The following is a 17,011-nucleotide window of genomic DNA, read 5'->3' as shown; positions in this document are numbered from 1 at the left end:
CCTGCTCTTTACTTCAGCAGGATCACCTCGGTGACCGATAGGGCTGAATGACCCCTTGACGTCGGGCATCGTGCATGGCGGGGCGCACGACACACGGTGGGAGACGGATTCGGTCGATTGGTGACTCCGCCAGTGGCGAACCTCGTCGACGATGCCGTGGCCGGACACGATGGGCCGTCGACCGGGGCAGTTGACTGTTTCTCTCCTGCTCGCCGCGAAACCCCATCGCGTCGGTTCGCCGCAGTTACTCGCGGGAAAGCATGGCGGCTGCTTCGCGCTCGAGGTCGACGAACGGCTCACCGCTGACGTCGACGGCGACCCTGTTCAAGGTGCCGCCGGTGAACGCCCACGGGGCGGTACCCGGATAGTCGTCGGTGACGGGTTCGCCGGCGTCGTGTCCGGCGTTGAGTCCCTCGCCGCCGATCCCGAATTTTCCTGCCTGGGTGTGGATCCGGCCCTCGGCCACCTTGCGGTCACCGTAGTAGAGACTCAGGACCCCGTGAGCGTGGCCGGGTGGGTCCTCACCGTCCTTGTCGAAGGACGCCGCCAGGATCAGGTTCTCACCGGTCGGCAACTCCTCGTCCGCTCGGATCAGCTGCTGTTCGCTGCCGAGGAAGTTGTACACGTAGTGCAGCCGGTTGTCTTTGACATACAGAGCGTGCCCACCGAAACGTCCGCCGTGCGAGAACAACACTCCGGCCGCCCCCGGGCCGGGGATGTCGACGAGCGCTCCGATCGAGTACGAGCGGTTGCGGACGCTGACCGCCACGGATTCGGGCACCTCTGCCCCGCCCGGCCGGTAGACGTAGCGGTTGCGTGGCGGCGTCAGCTGCGGTCGAGGGGTCAGCAGGACTTCGATGGGCAAGCGGTCATCGAGCGGCAACGCCTGGTTCGCGCCGGCCTCGTGGAACCACAGTCCGACCAGTTCGGCGAGTCTGCCGGGTTCCTCGGCGGCGCGGTCGTGGAGTTCGGATCGGTCGGTCTCGGTGTGGTAGAGCTCCCAGGCGTCTTCCGGGAAGTGGCTCCACCCACTGATCGCCGGGTGTGTGGTGACCGCTTTCCAGCCGTCGTGCCAGATCCCGCGGGTGCCGAGCATCGAATAGAACTGGGTGTGCTTCGCGGTCGGAATGGTGGCGGCGTCGAAGCTGTAGCGCATGCTGACACCCTGGATCGGGTGCTGCGTATATCCCTTGACTGTGTCGGGGAGTTCGATCCCGAGGCAGTCGAGCAGCGTCGGCACCACATCGGTGGCGTGGTGGTACTGATCGCGGATTTCGCCGCGCGCGGTGATGCCGGCCGGCCAGGAGATGATGCACGGGTCGCAGGTGCCTCCGTTGAACGAGTAACGTTTCCACATCTTGAACGGGGCGTTGAACGCCATCGCCCACCCGTTCGGGTAATGGTTGTAGGTTCGGGTGGTGCCCAAATCGTCGAGCAGGGACAGGTTTTCGGCGAGATCGTCCGGGACACCGTTGAACAGCTTGTTCTCATTCACCGAACCGTTGGGTCCGCCCTCGCCACTGGCCCCGTTGTCGGAAACCAGCACGATGATGGTGTTGTCGAGTTGCTCGATCTCCTCGAGGTACGCGAGCAATCGGCCGATCTGATCGTCGCAGTGCGAGACGAACCCCGCGTACACCTCCGCCATCCGGGCGAACAACCGCTTCTCATCGCCGGACAGGCTCTCCCACGGGCGGGTGTAGTCCATCAGAGGGAACGGCTTTCCTTCAGGGCCGCTGCGAGTTTCTGGGCCGCCGATCGGATTGAGCGCGGGCAATTCGGTGCCGGGCGGTATCAGACCCATCTCCTTCTGGCGGGCCAGGATCTCCGCGCGCATCGCCTCGTACCCAGCGTCGAACCTGCCCCGATACCGGTCGGTCCACTCCTTCGGCGCCTGGTGCGGAGCGTGCGCACATCCGGGGGCGTAGTAGAGGAACACCGGCCGGTCCGGGGCGATTGCCTTGACATCGCCGAAGTACTCGAGCGCCCGGTCAGTGATGTCGACACCGAAGTGGTAACCCTCCTCCGGGGTGGCCGGTTGCTCGACCGGGTGATTGTCGTGCACCAGGTCCGGATACCACTGGCTGGTCTCGGCCCCGAGGAATCCGTAGAAGCGCTCGAAACCCCGGCCGATAGGCCAGTTCCGCTTCGTGGAGGCCAGGTTCATCTCGTCCTCGGCGCACAGATGCCACTTGCCGACCATCGCGGTGGAAAATCCCTGCTCGACCAGGATCTCGGCGAGCGTCGCGCATTCCGGGGGAATGTGCCCGTTCGCGCCCGGGAACCCGACCGCCGCCTCACTGATGCACGCCATCCCGTTGGTGGTGTGGTTACGTCCCGTCAGCAGGCAGGATCGCGTCGGGGAGCACAGGGCGGTGGTGTGCCACTGCCCGTACCGCAGCCCGTTCGCGGCGATCCGGTCGATGTTCGGGGTCTCGATCGGCCCGCCATAACACCCCAGCGCACCGAAACCCACGTCGTCGAGCACGATGTACAGCACGTTCGGCGAACCCGGAGCAGCTTTCGGCTGCTCGTACGGACCCCAATCCGGAACCGAATCCCGAATGTCGACGTTGACGATTCCGCGGAACGGTACAGCCATGATTTGGCTCCTTGATCGGGTTGGCCCTCCTTCTCACCACAGCACTCCAGCCCCGACGATGGCTAGGGCCGAACGGCAGTGCAGCTTCATCCCGGAACGGGCGACCTGAGAGGACCATTGCAGCCAGCTATCCGACGACGCCCATGACTTGGGCGTCGTCTTATCGTTGGTCGCCTGCCAGCCGGGGCAGGGTCAGCGTCGTCCGGTGACGTGCTCGATGTCGAGGACGAGGTAACCATCGGAGGGCTGGATCGTCCACGGGGAGGAGCCTTGCTCGCCATCGTGTTGACCGGCCTCGCCCTGCGCATCCTGTCCCTGCCCGACGAGTCCTGGGCGCGCTGACAACCGCTGCCGGATGCACCGCGGCGTCGGCGGACTGCTTCCCCGACGGACGCGGCGCCGGAGTGGCCCCCCAGACATCGGCGAACCGGCCGGAGTGGCGGAGTTACGCATCCTCGCGGCCCGGACGCCTCGCGGACGTGCCTATCCGAGGCGATCCGTCCAGCCGGGACGCCACAACGCCACGACGATGAGGGCGACGTCAATCGCAACGCCCCACAGGAGCTGACGATCCCAGAAGAGCACCAGGGCGATGAGTGACGCGACGGCGGACCCGATCGCCAGCCCTGGCCAGATCGATGCCAAACCCGGTACTCCCCATACGGCGAGGGCGAGCAGCGCGAACCCCGCGACGGTTAGCGAGACGAGGGCAATCGCGACCGGTTTCCGGGTCGTTTCCGAGATCAGCCATGACCGGTCGAGTCGGAACGGCCACGCCGGATCGTCGTTGGGTGCGAACCACATCAGGTGGACCAGGCCGTGCGCAACGAGGAGCACGCCGAGGAAGAGTCGTACAAGAAGCTCCACCGGTCGCCTCCTCTCGCGCTCCCAGCCTCGACGCCATAGCAATCGCCCTTGCGCTCTTCACGTGCGAACGCCCAAAGCAAGACGACCGATAGAGAGCGGGGGACGTCTTGCGGCACACCCAGAGTGTCTCGACAACCTACTGTTTGACAAGACGTGGGCGCTTGCAGATATCGATCGACTCGGCTGAGTCGCGGTCTGCCGGGTGCGCGGGGGACGGACCAGGGGTGTCGTCCAAGACCTGCCCGCCGCAACCGAACTCGACCTGGGCTGAACCCGGCCGGACCGGGATTCGCCCGCGCCTGGGCAGTCGTTGCCACTGCGGGCGGTTACCAGAGGGTGAGGGGCAGGCCGGCTGCTTCGGCACACCGGATCAGCTCCTCGATGTTGTCGGGATCGTCGCCGCGGGCGAGACCGGTCCGGATCGCGGCGGCGATGGCTCGGGTACGCCCGGCCGGGCCCCGAACGTCGGCGACTGGGCTGGCGAGGTTACATCGCCGCAGGTCGTACTCCACCCTTCTCCACCGATGCTCTGACGGCCCGAGATAACAATCTCAGACACTGACCCACGACGGCGTGAGGACCGTCGCGGCGGGCGGTTGCGCTGCGCCCACGCCGAGAACCGCATGGAAACCGTCCACGATGCAGTCGGTCATGACCTTGAGGTCCGGGACCGATGCCGTGTCGGCGTTGATTCCCACGCAACAGGTGTTGGTGTGGGACATGAGGGTGACGTTGAGGGCGGTGCCGAGCGTGGGTCCGAAGGCGTAGTACCGCTCGATCTCGGCGCCGGCGACATACATCGGGATCGGGGAACCCGGCACGTCGGATGCGAGGAAGTCGACGTGCTTGAAGACCGAGGCCAGATAACTGGACGGAAGCAGGTTGAGTGCGCCGGCGATGGCGCCCGACAGCGGGACCGCGGGGTCGTGGCGCGATGCGCCGACGATCTCGTGGATCCGATGCATCAGTTCGGCTGGGTCGGCCACGTTCGCGGGCAGCGCGAGCCGGACCAGCGTGATGCGATTGCCGCCCAACGGGTCGGCTTCGGTGCGCAGGCTGACCGGCACGGTCGCCCTCAAGTATTCGACGTCAGCACCGTGCAGGGTGTGATATTTCCGCAGCCCGAGCAGGATCGAAGCGATGAACGCGTCATTGAGTGAACCGTCGGCGCGCTTCGACGCCTGATGCAACGGTTCGACCGGAACGTCGATCACCGCGAACCTCCGCCTGAGGCTGCGTTCGGTCATGACGGGGGAAAGGGTGTCCGGGATGGGACGCGCGAAGCGAACGACCGCGGCGGCCGTCGTGGCGGCGGATTGCACCGCGCGGATGGGATTGACGAGCGCGCGGCGCACCGATGGCAAGGCGGCACCGACGGCCTTCCGCGCCAGCTCGAAACCCGTCGCCACCTCCCATTCCACCGTGTCCGCGAGAGCGCTTGTCTCCGTCGGCACGGGAGCATCCGGCAGCGGGCCTCGATCCGTCCCCCCGCGGGCGAAATCAACTATCTGGTCTGCGATCTGGATACCGCCGAGGCCGTCGGTCAACGAATGATGAACCTTCAGAACCAGCGCGGCCCGGCCGTCGTCGAGGCCGCTCAGCAGCGTGAACTGCCACAACGGACGGTCGCGGTCGAACGACTCCATTCCCGATCGCCGCGCGACATCGAGGACCGTCCTGATGTCGGCGGGGTCGGGAAGCACCAAGCGGCGCAGATGCCACGACAAATCGAAGTCCGGATCCACCACCCAGTGCGGTGGTGCCAACCCCAACCAAGCCGGAACGAGCTTGTGCCGGAAATTCGGGACCACCCGGGTGGCTCGGTCGATCATGTCGACGAAACGGTCCCAGTCCGGTGTGGTGTCGAAGACGACGACGGCCACTATCGTGGACCGCAGGATCGGGTCCCGTTCCATGTTCCAGGAAAAGAAATCCGGCTGGGTCATATGCGATTCGCGATTGCCCGCCATGAAGATCCGCCCTTGCGCCTGTGCGTGATAGTGCTTCAACCCCGACGCTAGTGATTCACGACTGGACTCCACTAGAGTCGTTCGTCCGCTCATTGCCGGCGAAGATCCCCTGTGTTTACGTCTCCGCGCCGACAGTGTTCCGGGGCGTTGCCAGTGCCTGCCGGCCATCACGGTAGCCCGCCAGCATGAACTGGGCCCAGTTCCGGGTGCTCAGAAACTGTCGGTAGAAGCCGACGCCACGCACGGTCTCGTAGGGAACGGGCTCGATCATCGTCACCGTAGAGGCCGACCGAAGCCGGGACAGGTTTTCCCGTGCCAGCTCGATCTGCTGGCATGTGCGCACCTGGCTCGCGACGTACAGGATGCTCGCCCGCCGATCCTCCCACCCGGTGGCGTCTTCGCCCTCGAACCCGGGCGGGTAGAAGCCGTTGACTGCCAGGGTGAGGTCGCAGGGTTCCTCGATGTCGAGAACGGGATGGACCGGGAAGATATCGACGATCCCACCGTCGCACCAGTGGAAGCCCCCGAACTCGACCGGCTGAATGAACAGCGGCAACGCGACGGCCATGCGCACGGCGCGCGCCACCGGTAGATCGGGATAGGTACCAGACCCGAGATACACGAGACGATTCTGCTCGACGTTCCAGATCGGCGCATACGCCGGAATGGGCATCTCGCCGAGCGTCATGTCACCGAGGAGACTCCGATAGACGTTCTCGATCGCCTCACCCCGCAGGATGCCGGCGAATCCCCTGCCGGCTGTCGGTGCCACGCTGAGCAGCTCGCGCCAGCCGACATCGAGATAGTCGTCGGGCCGCAGTCCGAGGACGAACGCGGCGACTTCCTCGGCGGAGAATCCGGCGGCGACCGGGAAACCGAACATCGCCGACCCAGAGCACAGCGAGATGACGGCGGGACGGACGCCGCCCTCCTCGAAGGCCCGCGCCACCCCCACCACGGACGCGAGCGCACCACTTCCTCCTGTCGCGACCAGCGCCACCCGTTGACCCTTCGCCACCGTGGTGGGGTACGGCGAGAACGGCGGAAAGGGCCGGAAGTGCTGTCCGCGTGTCGCGTCGGGCAGTGGGAGCACCGCCCGACCGGCATCGGCGAGGAACCCGGCATCTTCGCGTACCCCCTCCAGCAACTCGCGCGTGCGGGTGATGACATTGAAGTACTGCCGGAGCCGGAAGACATCGAGCACAGCGCTGAGCATGTACTCACTGTGTGCGTTCACGGCTGTTCCAGGCCAGAGTCGTCGGTCCCTAGAATCACGCTATCGTCGCGAAACGCGCGGCACGACGGGATCGGTCAGACGTAGAGCGTGTCGATGCTGTCGGCGAAGCTGTCGACGACAATCGTGCGGCGCAGCTTCATGCTCGGTGTCAAGTCGCCGGCGTCGATGGACAGCTCTCGGTCGATGACGCCGAATCTCTTGATCTGCTCCCAGCGGTTCAGTCGCCGGTTGAGTTCGTCGATGTAGCCGCCGATCAGTTCGTGCGTTTTGTCGTGCCGTGCGATCTCGGTGAACGACTTGCCGCCCAGCCCGTTCTTGCCTGCCCATTCGGTGACGGCCTCGGCATCGAGGCTGATCAGCGCGACGCAGTAGGGCCGGCTCTCGCCGTGCACGATGATCTCCCCGACGTACGGGCAGATGCCCTTGAACGTCGCCGCGATCGCGGACGGCGCGACGTACTTGCCCTGCGACGTCTTGAACATGTCCTTCTTGCGGTCGGTGATGCGCAGATAGCCGTCGGCGTCGATCTCGCCGATGTCGCCGGTGTGGAACCAGCCGTCCGGCTCGAGCGCCTCCGCGGTGGCGTCGGGGCGGTCGTGGTAGCCGGTCATCACGCCGGGGCCTTTCAGCAGGATCTCGCCGTCGTCCGCGATCTTGACCTCGGTGCCGGGGAAAGGCCAGCCGACGGTTCCGAATCGATAGGCCTCCGGACGGTTGATACTGGACGCTGCCGCGGTTTCGGTGAGACCGTAACCCTCGAGCACGATGATGCCGACGGCATCGAACCACTGCGCGACCTCCCGATCCAGCGCTGCCGCCGCCGAGACGAAGAAGCGCAGCCGACCGCCGAACCGCTCCCGGATGGTGGAGAACACCAGCCGGTCGGCGACCTTGTAGCGCAGCGAATCCAGCCGCGACGGTTCCTCGCCTGCTTGTTTCGCCTTCGATACCCTCAGCCCGACATCCATCGCCCAGTCGAAGACCCTCTTCTTCAGCCCGCCCTCCTCGGACACCATGCCCTCGATCCGCGCGCGGGCTTTCTCGAAGATGCGCGGAGCCGCACCCATGAAGGTGGGATGCACCACGGCGATGTTCTCGACGATCTTGTCGACCCTGCCGTCGATGGCGGTGGGGAAGCCGATCTGCAGCGGCAGTGCCAGCATCACCTTGCCGAAGGCGTGGGCCAGGGGCAGCCACAGATAATTCAGGTCGTCCGGACCGAGGATGTGAAGAGCATCGACGGCGGCCGCGGTATACGTCCATGCCGAATGGGGCAGGATCACACCTTTCGGCTTACCCGTGGTGCCGGACGTGTAGATGATGCTCGCCACGTGTTCGGGACGGATCGCATACGCGCGCTCGGTCACGACGTCGGGGGATTGTGCGACAAGCCGCCGGCCGCGCTCCTCGACGTCGGCAAGCGTCAGCACCCAGTCGCCGTCGCCCTCGCCGTCGATGATCACCACCGTGCGGACGCCGGGCAACTCGGCGCGATGCTGTCGGAGCTTGTCGACCTGGGTCTGGTCCTCGGCGAACACGACGCGGCTGCCCGAGTTCGACACGATGAAAGCGACGTCGGGGGCCTTCGTGGTGGGGTAGACCGTGGTCGTCGCAGCCCCGGCGCACATCACGGCGAAGTCGACGAGCACCCATTCGTATCGCGTCGACACCGCCACCGCGACCGGGTCTTCCGATTCGACACCAAGCGCGATCAACCCGGCGGCGAGTAAACGGACCCGCTCACCCACCTGCCCCCAGGTGACACTCGTCCAGCCGCCACCGGACAGGAACCGGAAGGCCTCCGCCTGCGGGGTGGTGCCGACACGATCGAGGAAAAGGCGGGCAACCGACGGGGCTCGATGGTCGATCTTCGCTTGATCGACGACTTCGTCCGCGGGGCTCAGCGCAGCCATATACCCAGTCTAGGGGTCTCGTGCGGCTGCGTCGCCTGTCTACCAGGCCCCCAATCGAGCGTGGGACGATGGTGACGGTGATGTTCTCCGGCACCAGCGCGATACTCTCGTCCGACCCGCTGACAGCGCGTTCGCGCACGCGGACTACCTCCGTCACCTTCGCCGTCCTGCCCGCTGAGTTCGCTCCTCGCGGTCGCAGTGCGCGGACACGGCTCGGTGAGTCCGCTGCCTTCGTTGATCTGGGCCCAGCATCGTCAGCCGCTACGTTCCCGCCCACGGCCCGAGCATTTCGCGCACACTCGGTGGATGCCTTCCTCGTCGACGGTCCCGTCTCCGATGCTGGCCACACTCGGCCAACTTCCCGGCGGCGCGGGGTGGGCGTTCGAAATGAAGTGGGACGGTCAACGCGCCGTCACCACCGTCGACAACGGTGTAGCCCGGATGTTCAGCCGCAACGGAAATGACATCACTGCCACCTTTCCGTGCTGTCCCCCACCACACAGCTCCGCAACGAGGCGCCCGTCACGTACTACGTATTCGACGTCCTGGCCCTCGATGGCAAGTCCACGACCGGGCTGCCCTACCTGCGGCGACGGACCGAACTCGACGACCTCGCGCTGTCCGGGCCCCGCCTGCAGGTGCCGCCGTACTGGACCGACGTCGACGGCGAGCAGATGCTCGATCTCGCCCGTAGACATCACCTCGAGGGAGCAGTCGCACAACGCGTCCACTCGACGTATCAACCCGGTCGCCGCTCCCCCGCCTGGATCAAACAACCACTACGCGCCAACACCGAAGGGATCATCGTCGGCTGGGTCGATGGCACCGGAGCCGCCCGCGACGGCATCGGATCACTCCTCCTCGCCGCATACGACGACAACCACCGACTGGTCTACATCGGACATGTCGGCACCGGATTCACCACCGCGACACGGAAATCACTACGAGGGCAGCTCGCGGCGATAGAACGACCCACGACTCCCCTCGATTCACCGCCACCTGCGCGGGACACACGAAGGGTGCGCGCTGGGTCGAACCACGGTTGGTCGGCGATGTCGAGTACCGCGAACACACCAGCGGGGGGCTGCGTCACCCGAGCTGGAAAGGCCTCCGTGACGACAAGGCGGCCAGCGAAGTCGACTTGCCGGGGCGGCATTGAAGCGTGTGGCAATGGCCGTTCGGACATCCCTCTCGGGCTGCTTGTGGTCGAGGTACCTGCCGACGCTCTGTTTGCGACGGCGTAGCGGCTTGCACGTGTTAGCGGGTGCGTGATCACCCTGCCGCTGGACGTGTTCGACGAATCGGTGCTCACCAGCGAATCGACGCACGTCCAAGTCGCGGCGGGCACGAGGTGCGCAGCGGGAGCGTGAACGCAGAATCCGCGTTCTATTCGTGCTGGCACTGCGGTCGGACGGGCTCGGTGACGTCGGAGGATACCCTTCGGGAGGCCCTGGGTGAGGCGCGTCGTACCGACGTCGGCAACGGAGGTGTGCACTGTCAGCCCGGCACTGTGTATTCGTAACGGATGATCTGCTCACCGTCCCAGCGCTTTCCCGTCATCGTCGCCGTGACGTTGATCCCGTCGTCGTTGATATTCAGTACGCCATACTGGCCGCCCCCGGGAAAGGGCCGTCTGGTCGACTCCCACCGCGACTACGCGAAGGCTCCGAGCAGCAGGGGCGAAAACAACCGGCGAAGCCGCCCTGATTGCGCGGCGCGCACCGCTTGGCCACCGCGCCCCACACGCCCTGAACCCGACCGCCCAACCCGACGAACTCGCCGGCGGCCGATTCGACTCCCTCGACGGCAGCCACGCCTACCTCTACCTCGCCGACAGCCCCGACGGTGCGATCGCCGAAACCATTTGCCGGGACCTGCCACTCGACCCTTCGATCGCCCGGATCGTGCCCGCCTCCACCGTGACCGGCCGCACCCTGACCGCCCTCACCGTCACCCGCACCCTCACCACGGCCACACTCCACGGCCCGCACCTGGCCTCGGTCGGACAAGACCTCTGGCTCACCAAATGCGAAGCCCGGCACTACGTCACGACAAGACGGTGGGCCCACACCATCCGCGCCGCCGACAACGACATCGACGGACTCGCCTACCGGCCCCGGCACAACGAAGACACCCTCGCCTGGATCCTCACCACCGACCCCGCGATCACACCCCACGTCGACCTGGCAATCGACCCCACCACCACGCCCCTGCCGCTCGACCACGGCCCCGGCCGCGACCTCGTCGCCCGCATCATTGCCGACCACAGCGCCCTCCTCTCCCCCACCCGACCTACGTCCGACGTGCCGCAACACCCGGCGGCACGCCTCCGGTGGCCAGGAGAATCCGGCACCGCCGGCATTCATCAACTCCCGCAGCTTCTCCAACATCCCCGCCCGGAGGTCCGGGCAATCCACCACGTTCTCAAACACCTCGCCCGCGGACGCGTTCCGTCCACCGGGGCATGCACAACGCGGTCTGAGATCCGAATAAGGAAATCTCGTAAAATATTCGGGTACAACAAGTTCGCGTAGCAGAAGCTCGGTGAAGGTCACCTCAGTACAGCCCGAGGTCTTCCGTCAGGGCCGCCAGCTCCTCCGCGGCGTCACGCGAGGCCCCAGCTGCGTCCGCTGATAGGCGAGCAGAGAGGATCCGAGGATCCGGCGATGCCGGCCGACCATTCGGTACTCGATATGCCCCTCGTCGAGGAGCTTGATCACATGCGGGCGCGAGACATTGAGCATCTGCGCGGCCTGCTGGGTCGTCAGCTCCGCGTGCGCCGGGACGACGGTGACCCCCTGCCCCGCGGCCATATTCGCCAACACCTCGCGGATCAGATCGAGCACCGCCCGAGGAAGATGCACCGACTCCGCGGTACCTGCCACGGTCACATCGAGGGTGTCCCCCGCCGGCCCGACATCACGAAGCAACTGCAGAGCCTGCCGGGCCTGCTCCTGCTCGACCACGGTCGGCTGATCATGTGCTGCGGACATCGCGCACCTCCCAAACGAGATATACGCAACAAACGAAACAACCGCAACGGAGGCCTGGCGTCGTCAACGACGCCACCCACTTTCCAGGATCACCCCACGGCGCACCTCAGACGAGGGTGTAGCCGAGCGCCTCCGCGGCCGCGGCGAGACGGCGTTGCAGGCCGGGATGCGCGAGCGGGTTCGACGTCGCCGGCCGCACGGGGAAGGCGTCGGCGGCCGGGGGGAACAGCGCTGCGCACGGGCCCCCGGAAAATCGACCCCGGTACAGCAGTCCATCGAGCCCGGGGTGCGCGGCCGCAATGGTGCGGGCCCATCGCTGGGTGATGCCGTGCGCCGCGGAATCGAGGGCGAAGGTGCCACCGACCGGGGTCGGCCAGCGGCCGGCCCCGAACCCGCCGACGTCGAGGAGCCGCAGTTCCCGCGCCGGATGAAGCCCGGTCAGATACGGCATCTCCTGCACCCGGTCGATCGTGCGGGTGGCCTGGAATGCTTCCGCGAGCGCACCGTGCACATCGGTGGCCCCGTACCAGACCCCGTGCCCCGGGTGGTCACCGCGCGGGAGTGGGTGCGGGTCGAAGCGCAGCACCGGGCCATACGTGCGGAGCTCGTTCCAGGCGAGCGCGTGGCTGCTGGTGGTGCGGTGCACCCGCCAGAGGATGTCGGTGGTGGGGACGATGGCGTATTCGTTGTCGCGGATGCCGTGGTGGGAAAGGCCGTCGACGGTCGGAGGGTGCGGGAGCATCCGCGCCACTTACGCTGCCTCCCATTTGATTTGGGTGATCACTTCTAGTGCGGTTTTGACGTCGCCGCCGCTGGTGAGCCAGTCGATGACCGACACCGGGCTTGCGTCCAGCATCAGATCGGCACGAGGGTCGGTCAGGGCTCGCTCGAGCGCAAGGGGATGCAACCCGTCCGGGAGCATCGTCAGGATGCGGTCGAGGTTCGGCACCATCTCCTCACCGTTGAACTGCACCGCGGGTAGCAGCAGTTTGTTGCCGACCTTGATCGACCACACACTGCCCGCCGCTGCGCGCTGGCGGATCCGGGAGGTCGACACCCCGAGCAGACCGGCCGCCTCCTCGACCGTCTTGGCGGTCGCGGTGAGCCCGCGCATGCGTTGTTCCCGCTCGGCGGCCGCAGCGGCCGGGGCGAGTGGGTCCTCGGTGAACCCGGCAGCGTCATACAAGGCGGCGTCGTGGTCGCTGAGCTGGGCGTTCGGGTGCGCCCCGCGGGCCAGCGCATGCAGCAGCGGCAGCATGGTTTCCCGCGAGACCGGGGTGCCGAGCGCCTCCCCCACCGCGGCCTCGAAGTCGACGTCACCGGCGAGGTAACGGTCATCGATCGTGCCCACCACCAACACCTCCTAACAGTAACTAACAGACTACCTTACTGTTAGCTGACTGACGAGGGTAACCGACCACTGCGTCGGCGCATCCGCGAGCGTGAGATCCCGAAGGTGAAGCGCCACTACCCGCCGCGGAGGCTTCGCAGCGGGAGGCTGCAGGCTCAGTGGCGGCGCCACCCCGCCCACCCAGAACACGGCCGGCCGGGAACGAGAGCATCCCCAAGCGACGCGGCCGAGGTCAGGTGAGTGCAGCGAATGGGCACACGACCGGCTTCCGAATCCCGCGATCACTCGGACTGCCACGGTGACGACGTCGCAGCCGCCCACGCCAGCCCGCGGCCCGTGGACACGGCACACGCCAACGTGCCCCGCCACTGCGCGGGTTCGGTAACCGGTGTATATGGCGGTGATTTCCGTCGTATTCCCGTGCGCAGCGCCAGAATAGGGGGTCACCGCGAATCCGTGCGGCTCGGTCGAGGTGGCCAACGTCATGGCGTTGAGGATTCCGTCGGAGATGCCGAGAGAAGGGCCACAGCCACGTCTGCGTGGACCCGGTTGGCGACCTTTCCGGATTCGGGGGACGCGGTCGATGATCCGGCCACCGGCGACGACCTCGTCGATGCTGTGCACGGCCGCATCGCCCGTCCCCTGCGACGGTGCCGTACTAGCCTTGACCGGCCTGGCCAGATCCACTCGTGCACGCGCTCGGCAGTCCCAGCCGGTCACCTACCAGGTCAGGGTCGATCTGGAAGACGCGAAGCCACCGATCTGGCGGCGACTGCTGCTGTCCTCGGAGTTGATGCTCGACGAGCTGCACGCCGTACCGCAGCAGGCCATGGGATGGACCGACAGCCATCTGCACCAATTCCTGGTCGGGGAGAACAAGATGGACCGATTCGCCGAGCAGTTCCACATGAAGTTCATGCTCGACGACGGCGCCGACGGGGTCCTGGAGAACCGGGTGCGCCTCGATGAACTTCTCGCGAAACCGACGGACCGGCTGTTCTACCGGTCCGACTTCGGTGACGGATGGGAACACACCCTCGTCGTGGAGAAGGCGCTGTCCCAGATCGGCGACGACCCGCCCGCGCTCTGCGTCGGCGGTGCCCGCGCCTGCCCACCGGAGGACTGCGGCGGTATCTGGGGATACCTCAACCTCCTGCAGGACCCGACGATCGCCCACGAGGCGGTGCCCGACGATTTCGACCCCACCTACTTCTCTGTTGAGGAGACCAACGCCGGCCTGCGTGATCTCGCGGCACTCCCGGTGCCGAATCCCGAGGGCGGTGACCGGCACTTCCAGCCCGCGGCAACGGCGGTGGGGTGGCTGCCCAACCGGGTAGGCGCGCCAGGCATCCGGCTGACCGCCGCCGGGTTTCTCCCGCCGACGGTGGGGACCGCGGCGATGGACGAACTGCGGTGGCGTGAACAGTGGATCGGCACCTGCACCCGGGAGGACACCACCGCACCGGTTTTCGACCTCCGCGAAACCGCTGCGCAGCTGAGACTGCTGCGCAGATACCGCGGGCAGCTGTTGCTCACCAAGAATGGGGCCGCCCTCCGCGACGACCCGGAGTCGCTCCGCCGCTACCTGGCCGCGCCCTGCCCACACCGCCGTGGTGGGCGTCAGGGCGATACGCACCCGACACCGGTCCCGCCGCGCCGTCGTAGCCGCACACCCCACCCCCAGCAACTCCCAGGACCACCACCGAAAGCACACGGAAACAGGACATCCCGGTCACGCACCTCGGAAGGACCGGTGCGTGCGGGCTGCGATCACAGCAGCATCGTCGGCGGGGCGCGTTGGTCCGTGGCTTTCGGTGCACACCAACGGCGTGACGCTTGCCCTGCGCCGAGCGGGCTGGCAAGTAGTGCGCCACCGGTCGGCGCAGCCCCGATGCAGCACACCGACCCCTGCGGTGGCTACCCTGACACCGTGTATGCCGACAGATGATGGGAGGACCCATGCGGCGCCTGACCGGTCGATGGCGGATCGTGCAGATGGACATGTGGGACCGCGACGCCATCGACCTCGTCGAACCTGGCTTCATCGAGTTCGCCGGCGACGGGACCGGCCAGTTCGGCTTCATCGCCGTCCGCGGCTGGATGGATTGCCGGACCACCGAACACGACGGCCGCACCACCGTGGAGTTCAGCTGGGACGGCGACGACGAAGGCGACCAGGTCAGCGGGCGCGGCTGGGCCGTTCTGGTGGGCGACGCAACGCTCGAGGGACACCTATTCATCCATCGGGGAGACGACTCCGGCTTCCGGGCGAAACCGTTTGACCGCGCCGATCAATTGGATGGGCGATGAGTGAGTACCAGTACTACGAATTCCTCGCCATCGACCGGCCGCTGGACGATCGCCAACGGGCCGAAGTCCGTTCACTGTCCACCCGCGCGCGGATCACGGCCACCAGCTTCGTCAACGAGTACCACTGGGGCAACTTTCGGGGCGACCCGAACCGGATGATGGAGCGCTACTACGACGCACACCTCTATCTGGCGAACTGGGGGACACAGCGGATCATGCTCCGCCTACCGCGCGGCCTGCTCGACATCGACGTCGCCCGGGACTATTGCGTCGGCGACCAGGTAACGGCCTGGACCACAGGCGAATACCTCGTGCTCGACCTGACCAGCGAGGACGAGGCCGGCGACTTCGATCCTGACGCCTGCCCACCGTTGTCCGCCATCGTCGGAGTCCGCGCCGAACTCGCCGCGGGCGATCTCCGGCCGCTCCACCTCGCCTGGCTGGCCGGCCACGGCACCGCGGAAACAGACGAATACGCCGATCAGGATCTGGAGCCACCCGTGCCGCCCGGTTTGGCCGCGCTCACCGCGGCGCAGCGCGCCCTGGCCGACTTCCTCCGCGTCGACGACGACCTGCTCGCCATCGCGGCCCAGACCAGCGCACCACTCGCCGAGACCACCGACGTCCCCGGCCACCTCGCCGCCTGGGTGCAGGACCTGCCCGTTGCCGAGAAGAACCGGCTCCTGCTGCGGGTCGCCGAAGACCACGCCGTGACCGTACGGGCGGAGATGCTGCGCAGGTTCCACAACGAACACAGCACACCCATCGCATCCCCACCTCGCCGAACCGTGGCCGATCTTCTCGACGCCGCACGCCGTCGCCGGGGCGACCGCGAGCGCCGGATGGCCGCCCGGCGTGCCGAGCAGCAAGCCCGACGGCAGCAGGACCGTTCCCTCGCCCGCGAGAAACGAATCGACGAGCTGGCCCGCGACGAGGAGGCCACGTGGTCGCAGATCGACGCGATGATCGCCACCCGCAAACCCCGCGAGTATGACGCCGCCGCCGCACTGCTCACCGAACTGCAGACGCTCGCCGAACGCGACGGCCGACGTGACGCCTTCACCCAGCGCTGCCTGGCACTACGTCACACGCACGCGCGCAAACCACGCCTCATCGAACGCCTCGACCGGGCAGGCGTGTGAACCGCAGATCCAGTGATGGGTGTTGTAAGGAATTGCCTGGTCACCAGCGACCTGCAGTAGTGCCACCGAAAAGCCGGAGCGGCACACGCCGCCGCGGGATCGTGACTCGCGCTCCGGCCGACTTTCGCCGGGATCCGGTCGAACCCTGCAGCCAGGAAGCGGATCGATAAGCATCCGCGCGGTGGCAGATCGTGGTGACCGCCACCGTGCGATGCGGGCGTCGATCAGATACGGCCGACGGACGTCGAGGCCGCCCGAGAACGGGAGCGAGCGGCGCTGACCACACTACGGCGGCAGGCCTTCACCGTCCCCGACCCTCACGTCGACGCGCGGAGCGCCGCGGACACGTGCTACTCCCGGCGGCGAGGCGTGGCGCGTTCCCACCAGTCGATCGTCTCGCCGTCAGCCACGAGTCTTTCCAACGCACGCGCGGTGAACTCGATCTGGGCGCCGGAGCCGGAACAGCAGAACTTCCACAGTTCCTTCGCCGCGAGGTGGTTGTTGAGCGTCGCTCGGGGTGCCGAGCAGCGGGTAGGTGTTCGTCAGTGACGTTGCCGATCTGGGTGGCGGCGTGAGTGTGGGGTTGATCTTGGTGGTCTGCACCGTCAGTGTGACGAGGAACTGAT

Annotated in this window: 15 protein-coding genes and 1 pseudogene; 6 read left to right on the top strand and 10 right to left on the bottom strand. The window is 66.9% G+C overall.

Annotation, left to right across the window (positions count from 1 at the left end):
• Positions 1-244: 244 nt before the first annotated feature.
• Entirely contained in the window at positions 245-2,602 is a 2,358-nt protein-coding gene (locus tag G9373_RS27430) for an arylsulfatase (protein WP_167117765.1), read from the bottom strand.
• Between the two features lie 210 nt (positions 2,603-2,812).
• Between G9373_RS27430 and G9373_RS47770 the strand changes: the two genes are divergently transcribed.
• Complete coding sequence (locus G9373_RS47770; RefSeq protein ID WP_257237487.1) at positions 2,813-2,944, top strand: hypothetical protein; 132 nt, start codon at positions 2,813-2,815, stop codon at positions 2,942-2,944.
• Positions 2,945-3,085: 141 nt separating this feature from the next.
• Here the strand turns inward: G9373_RS47770 and G9373_RS27425 are convergent, their stop codons facing one another.
• The 5 genes from G9373_RS27425 to G9373_RS27405 form a co-directional block, all read right to left on the bottom strand.
• A complete protein-coding gene (locus tag G9373_RS27425) occupies positions 3,086-3,469 on the bottom strand; it encodes a hypothetical protein (RefSeq protein WP_005568818.1) in 384 nt (127 codons plus the stop codon).
• A gap of 326 nt (positions 3,470-3,795) precedes the next feature.
• Entirely contained in the window at positions 3,796-3,981 is a 186-nt protein-coding gene (locus G9373_RS27420) for a hypothetical protein (RefSeq protein WP_005568817.1), read from the bottom strand.
• Positions 3,982-4,020: 39 nt separating this feature from the next.
• Positions 4,021-5,415, bottom strand: a complete 1,395-nt coding sequence (locus tag G9373_RS27415) for a wax ester/triacylglycerol synthase domain-containing protein (RefSeq protein ID WP_005568816.1) — start codon at positions 5,413-5,415, stop codon at positions 4,021-4,023.
• Positions 5,416-5,554: 139 nt separating this feature from the next.
• Positions 5,555-6,655 carry a patatin-like phospholipase family protein gene (locus G9373_RS27410; RefSeq protein ID WP_043790750.1) on the bottom strand — a complete coding sequence of 367 codons (1,101 nt, stop codon included), beginning with the start codon at positions 6,653-6,655 and terminating at the stop codon, positions 5,555-5,557.
• Between the two features lie 95 nt (positions 6,656-6,750).
• A complete protein-coding gene (locus tag G9373_RS27405) occupies positions 6,751-8,589 on the bottom strand; it encodes an AMP-dependent synthetase/ligase (protein WP_005568814.1) in 1,839 nt (612 codons plus the stop codon).
• 306 nt (positions 8,590-8,895) lie between these two features.
• Here G9373_RS27405 and G9373_RS27400 point away from each other — a divergent pair.
• Positions 8,896-9,748: pseudogene (locus G9373_RS27400) on the top strand (ATP-dependent DNA ligase).
• A gap of 544 nt (positions 9,749-10,292) precedes the next feature.
• The gene (locus G9373_RS46710; RefSeq protein WP_346842852.1) at positions 10,293-11,123 is read left to right on the top strand and encodes an RES family NAD+ phosphorylase; all 831 of its coding nucleotides are present in this window, start codon (positions 10,293-10,295) and stop codon (positions 11,121-11,123) included.
• A gap of 45 nt (positions 11,124-11,168) precedes the next feature.
• Here the strand turns inward: G9373_RS46710 and G9373_RS27390 are convergent, their stop codons facing one another.
• The 3 genes from G9373_RS27390 to G9373_RS27380 form a co-directional block, all read right to left on the bottom strand.
• The gene (locus G9373_RS27390; protein ID WP_005568811.1) at positions 11,169-11,582 is read right to left on the bottom strand and encodes a helix-turn-helix domain-containing protein; all 414 of its coding nucleotides are present in this window, start codon (positions 11,580-11,582) and stop codon (positions 11,169-11,171) included.
• Between the two features lie 106 nt (positions 11,583-11,688).
• Positions 11,689-12,324: an RES family NAD+ phosphorylase gene (locus tag G9373_RS27385; RefSeq protein WP_167117762.1), complete on the bottom strand. Its 636-nt coding sequence runs from the start codon at positions 12,322-12,324 to the stop codon at positions 11,689-11,691.
• A 9-nt stretch (positions 12,325-12,333) separates the two neighbouring features.
• Positions 12,334-12,933, bottom strand: a complete 600-nt coding sequence (locus G9373_RS27380; RefSeq protein WP_005568807.1) for a hypothetical protein — start codon at positions 12,931-12,933, stop codon at positions 12,334-12,336.
• Between the two features lie 583 nt (positions 12,934-13,516).
• Between G9373_RS27380 and G9373_RS27375 the strand changes: the two genes are divergently transcribed.
• Genes G9373_RS27375 through G9373_RS27365 form a run of 3 tightly spaced genes read left to right on the top strand, consistent with a single transcriptional unit; the run spans position 13,517 to position 16,385 of the window.
• Positions 13,517-14,881 (top strand): plasmid pRiA4b ORF-3 family protein, encoded by a 1,365-nt coding sequence (locus G9373_RS27375; RefSeq protein ID WP_167117758.1) that lies wholly within the window; start codon positions 13,517-13,519, stop codon positions 14,879-14,881.
• An 11-nt stretch (positions 14,882-14,892) separates the two neighbouring features.
• Entirely contained in the window at positions 14,893-15,243 is a 351-nt protein-coding gene (locus G9373_RS27370; protein ID WP_167117755.1) for a hypothetical protein, read from the top strand.
• Positions 15,240-16,385 carry a hypothetical protein gene (locus tag G9373_RS27365; protein WP_005568801.1) on the top strand — a complete coding sequence of 382 codons (1,146 nt, stop codon included), beginning with the start codon at positions 15,240-15,242 and terminating at the stop codon, positions 16,383-16,385. Before G9373_RS27370 ends, G9373_RS27365 begins: the two co-directional genes overlap by 4 nt.
• 402 nt (positions 16,386-16,787) lie before the next feature.
• Here G9373_RS27365 and G9373_RS45940 read toward each other — a convergent pair.
• Positions 16,788-17,011: hypothetical protein (locus G9373_RS45940; RefSeq protein WP_206032681.1), on the bottom strand; the 224-nt coding region annotated here is incomplete at its 5' end.

The organism is Rhodococcus sp. A14, from assembly GCF_011603105.1.
In the GTDB taxonomy this organism is placed as follows: domain Bacteria; phylum Actinomycetota; class Actinomycetes; order Mycobacteriales; family Mycobacteriaceae; genus Rhodococcus_F; species Rhodococcus_F opacus.
The sequence above is the reverse complement of the archived record's forward strand: the minus strand, read 5'-3'. Positions and strand labels throughout refer to the sequence as shown.

What these genes read in the sequence shown, in the direction of transcription:
- G9373_RS27430 (WP_167117765.1), bottom strand. Translation starts at nt 2,602, where the DNA reads ATGGCTGTACCGTTCCGCGGAATCGTCAACGTCGACATTCGGGATTCG.
- G9373_RS27415 (WP_005568816.1), bottom strand. Translation starts at nt 5,415, where the DNA reads ATGACCCAGCCGGATTTCTTTTCCTGGAACATGGAACGGGACCCGATC.
- G9373_RS27410 (WP_043790750.1), bottom strand. Translation starts at nt 6,655, where the DNA reads ATGCTCAGCGCTGTGCTCGATGTCTTCCGGCTCCGGCAGTACTTCAAT.
- G9373_RS27405 (WP_005568814.1), bottom strand. Translation starts at nt 8,589, where the DNA reads ATGGCTGCGCTGAGCCCCGCGGACGAAGTCGTCGATCAAGCGAAGATC.
- G9373_RS27390 (WP_005568811.1), bottom strand. Translation starts at nt 11,582, where the DNA reads ATGTCCGCAGCACATGATCAGCCGACCGTGGTCGAGCAGGAGCAGGCC.
- G9373_RS27385 (WP_167117762.1), bottom strand. Translation starts at nt 12,324, where the DNA reads ATGCTCCCGCACCCTCCGACCGTCGACGGCCTTTCCCACCACGGCATC.
- G9373_RS27375 (WP_167117758.1), top strand. Translation starts at nt 13,517, where the DNA reads ATGATCCGGCCACCGGCGACGACCTCGTCGATGCTGTGCACGGCCGCA.
- G9373_RS27370 (WP_167117755.1), top strand. Translation starts at nt 14,893, where the DNA reads ATGCGGCGCCTGACCGGTCGATGGCGGATCGTGCAGATGGACATGTGG.
- G9373_RS27365 (WP_005568801.1), top strand. Translation starts at nt 15,240, where the DNA reads ATGAGTGAGTACCAGTACTACGAATTCCTCGCCATCGACCGGCCGCTG.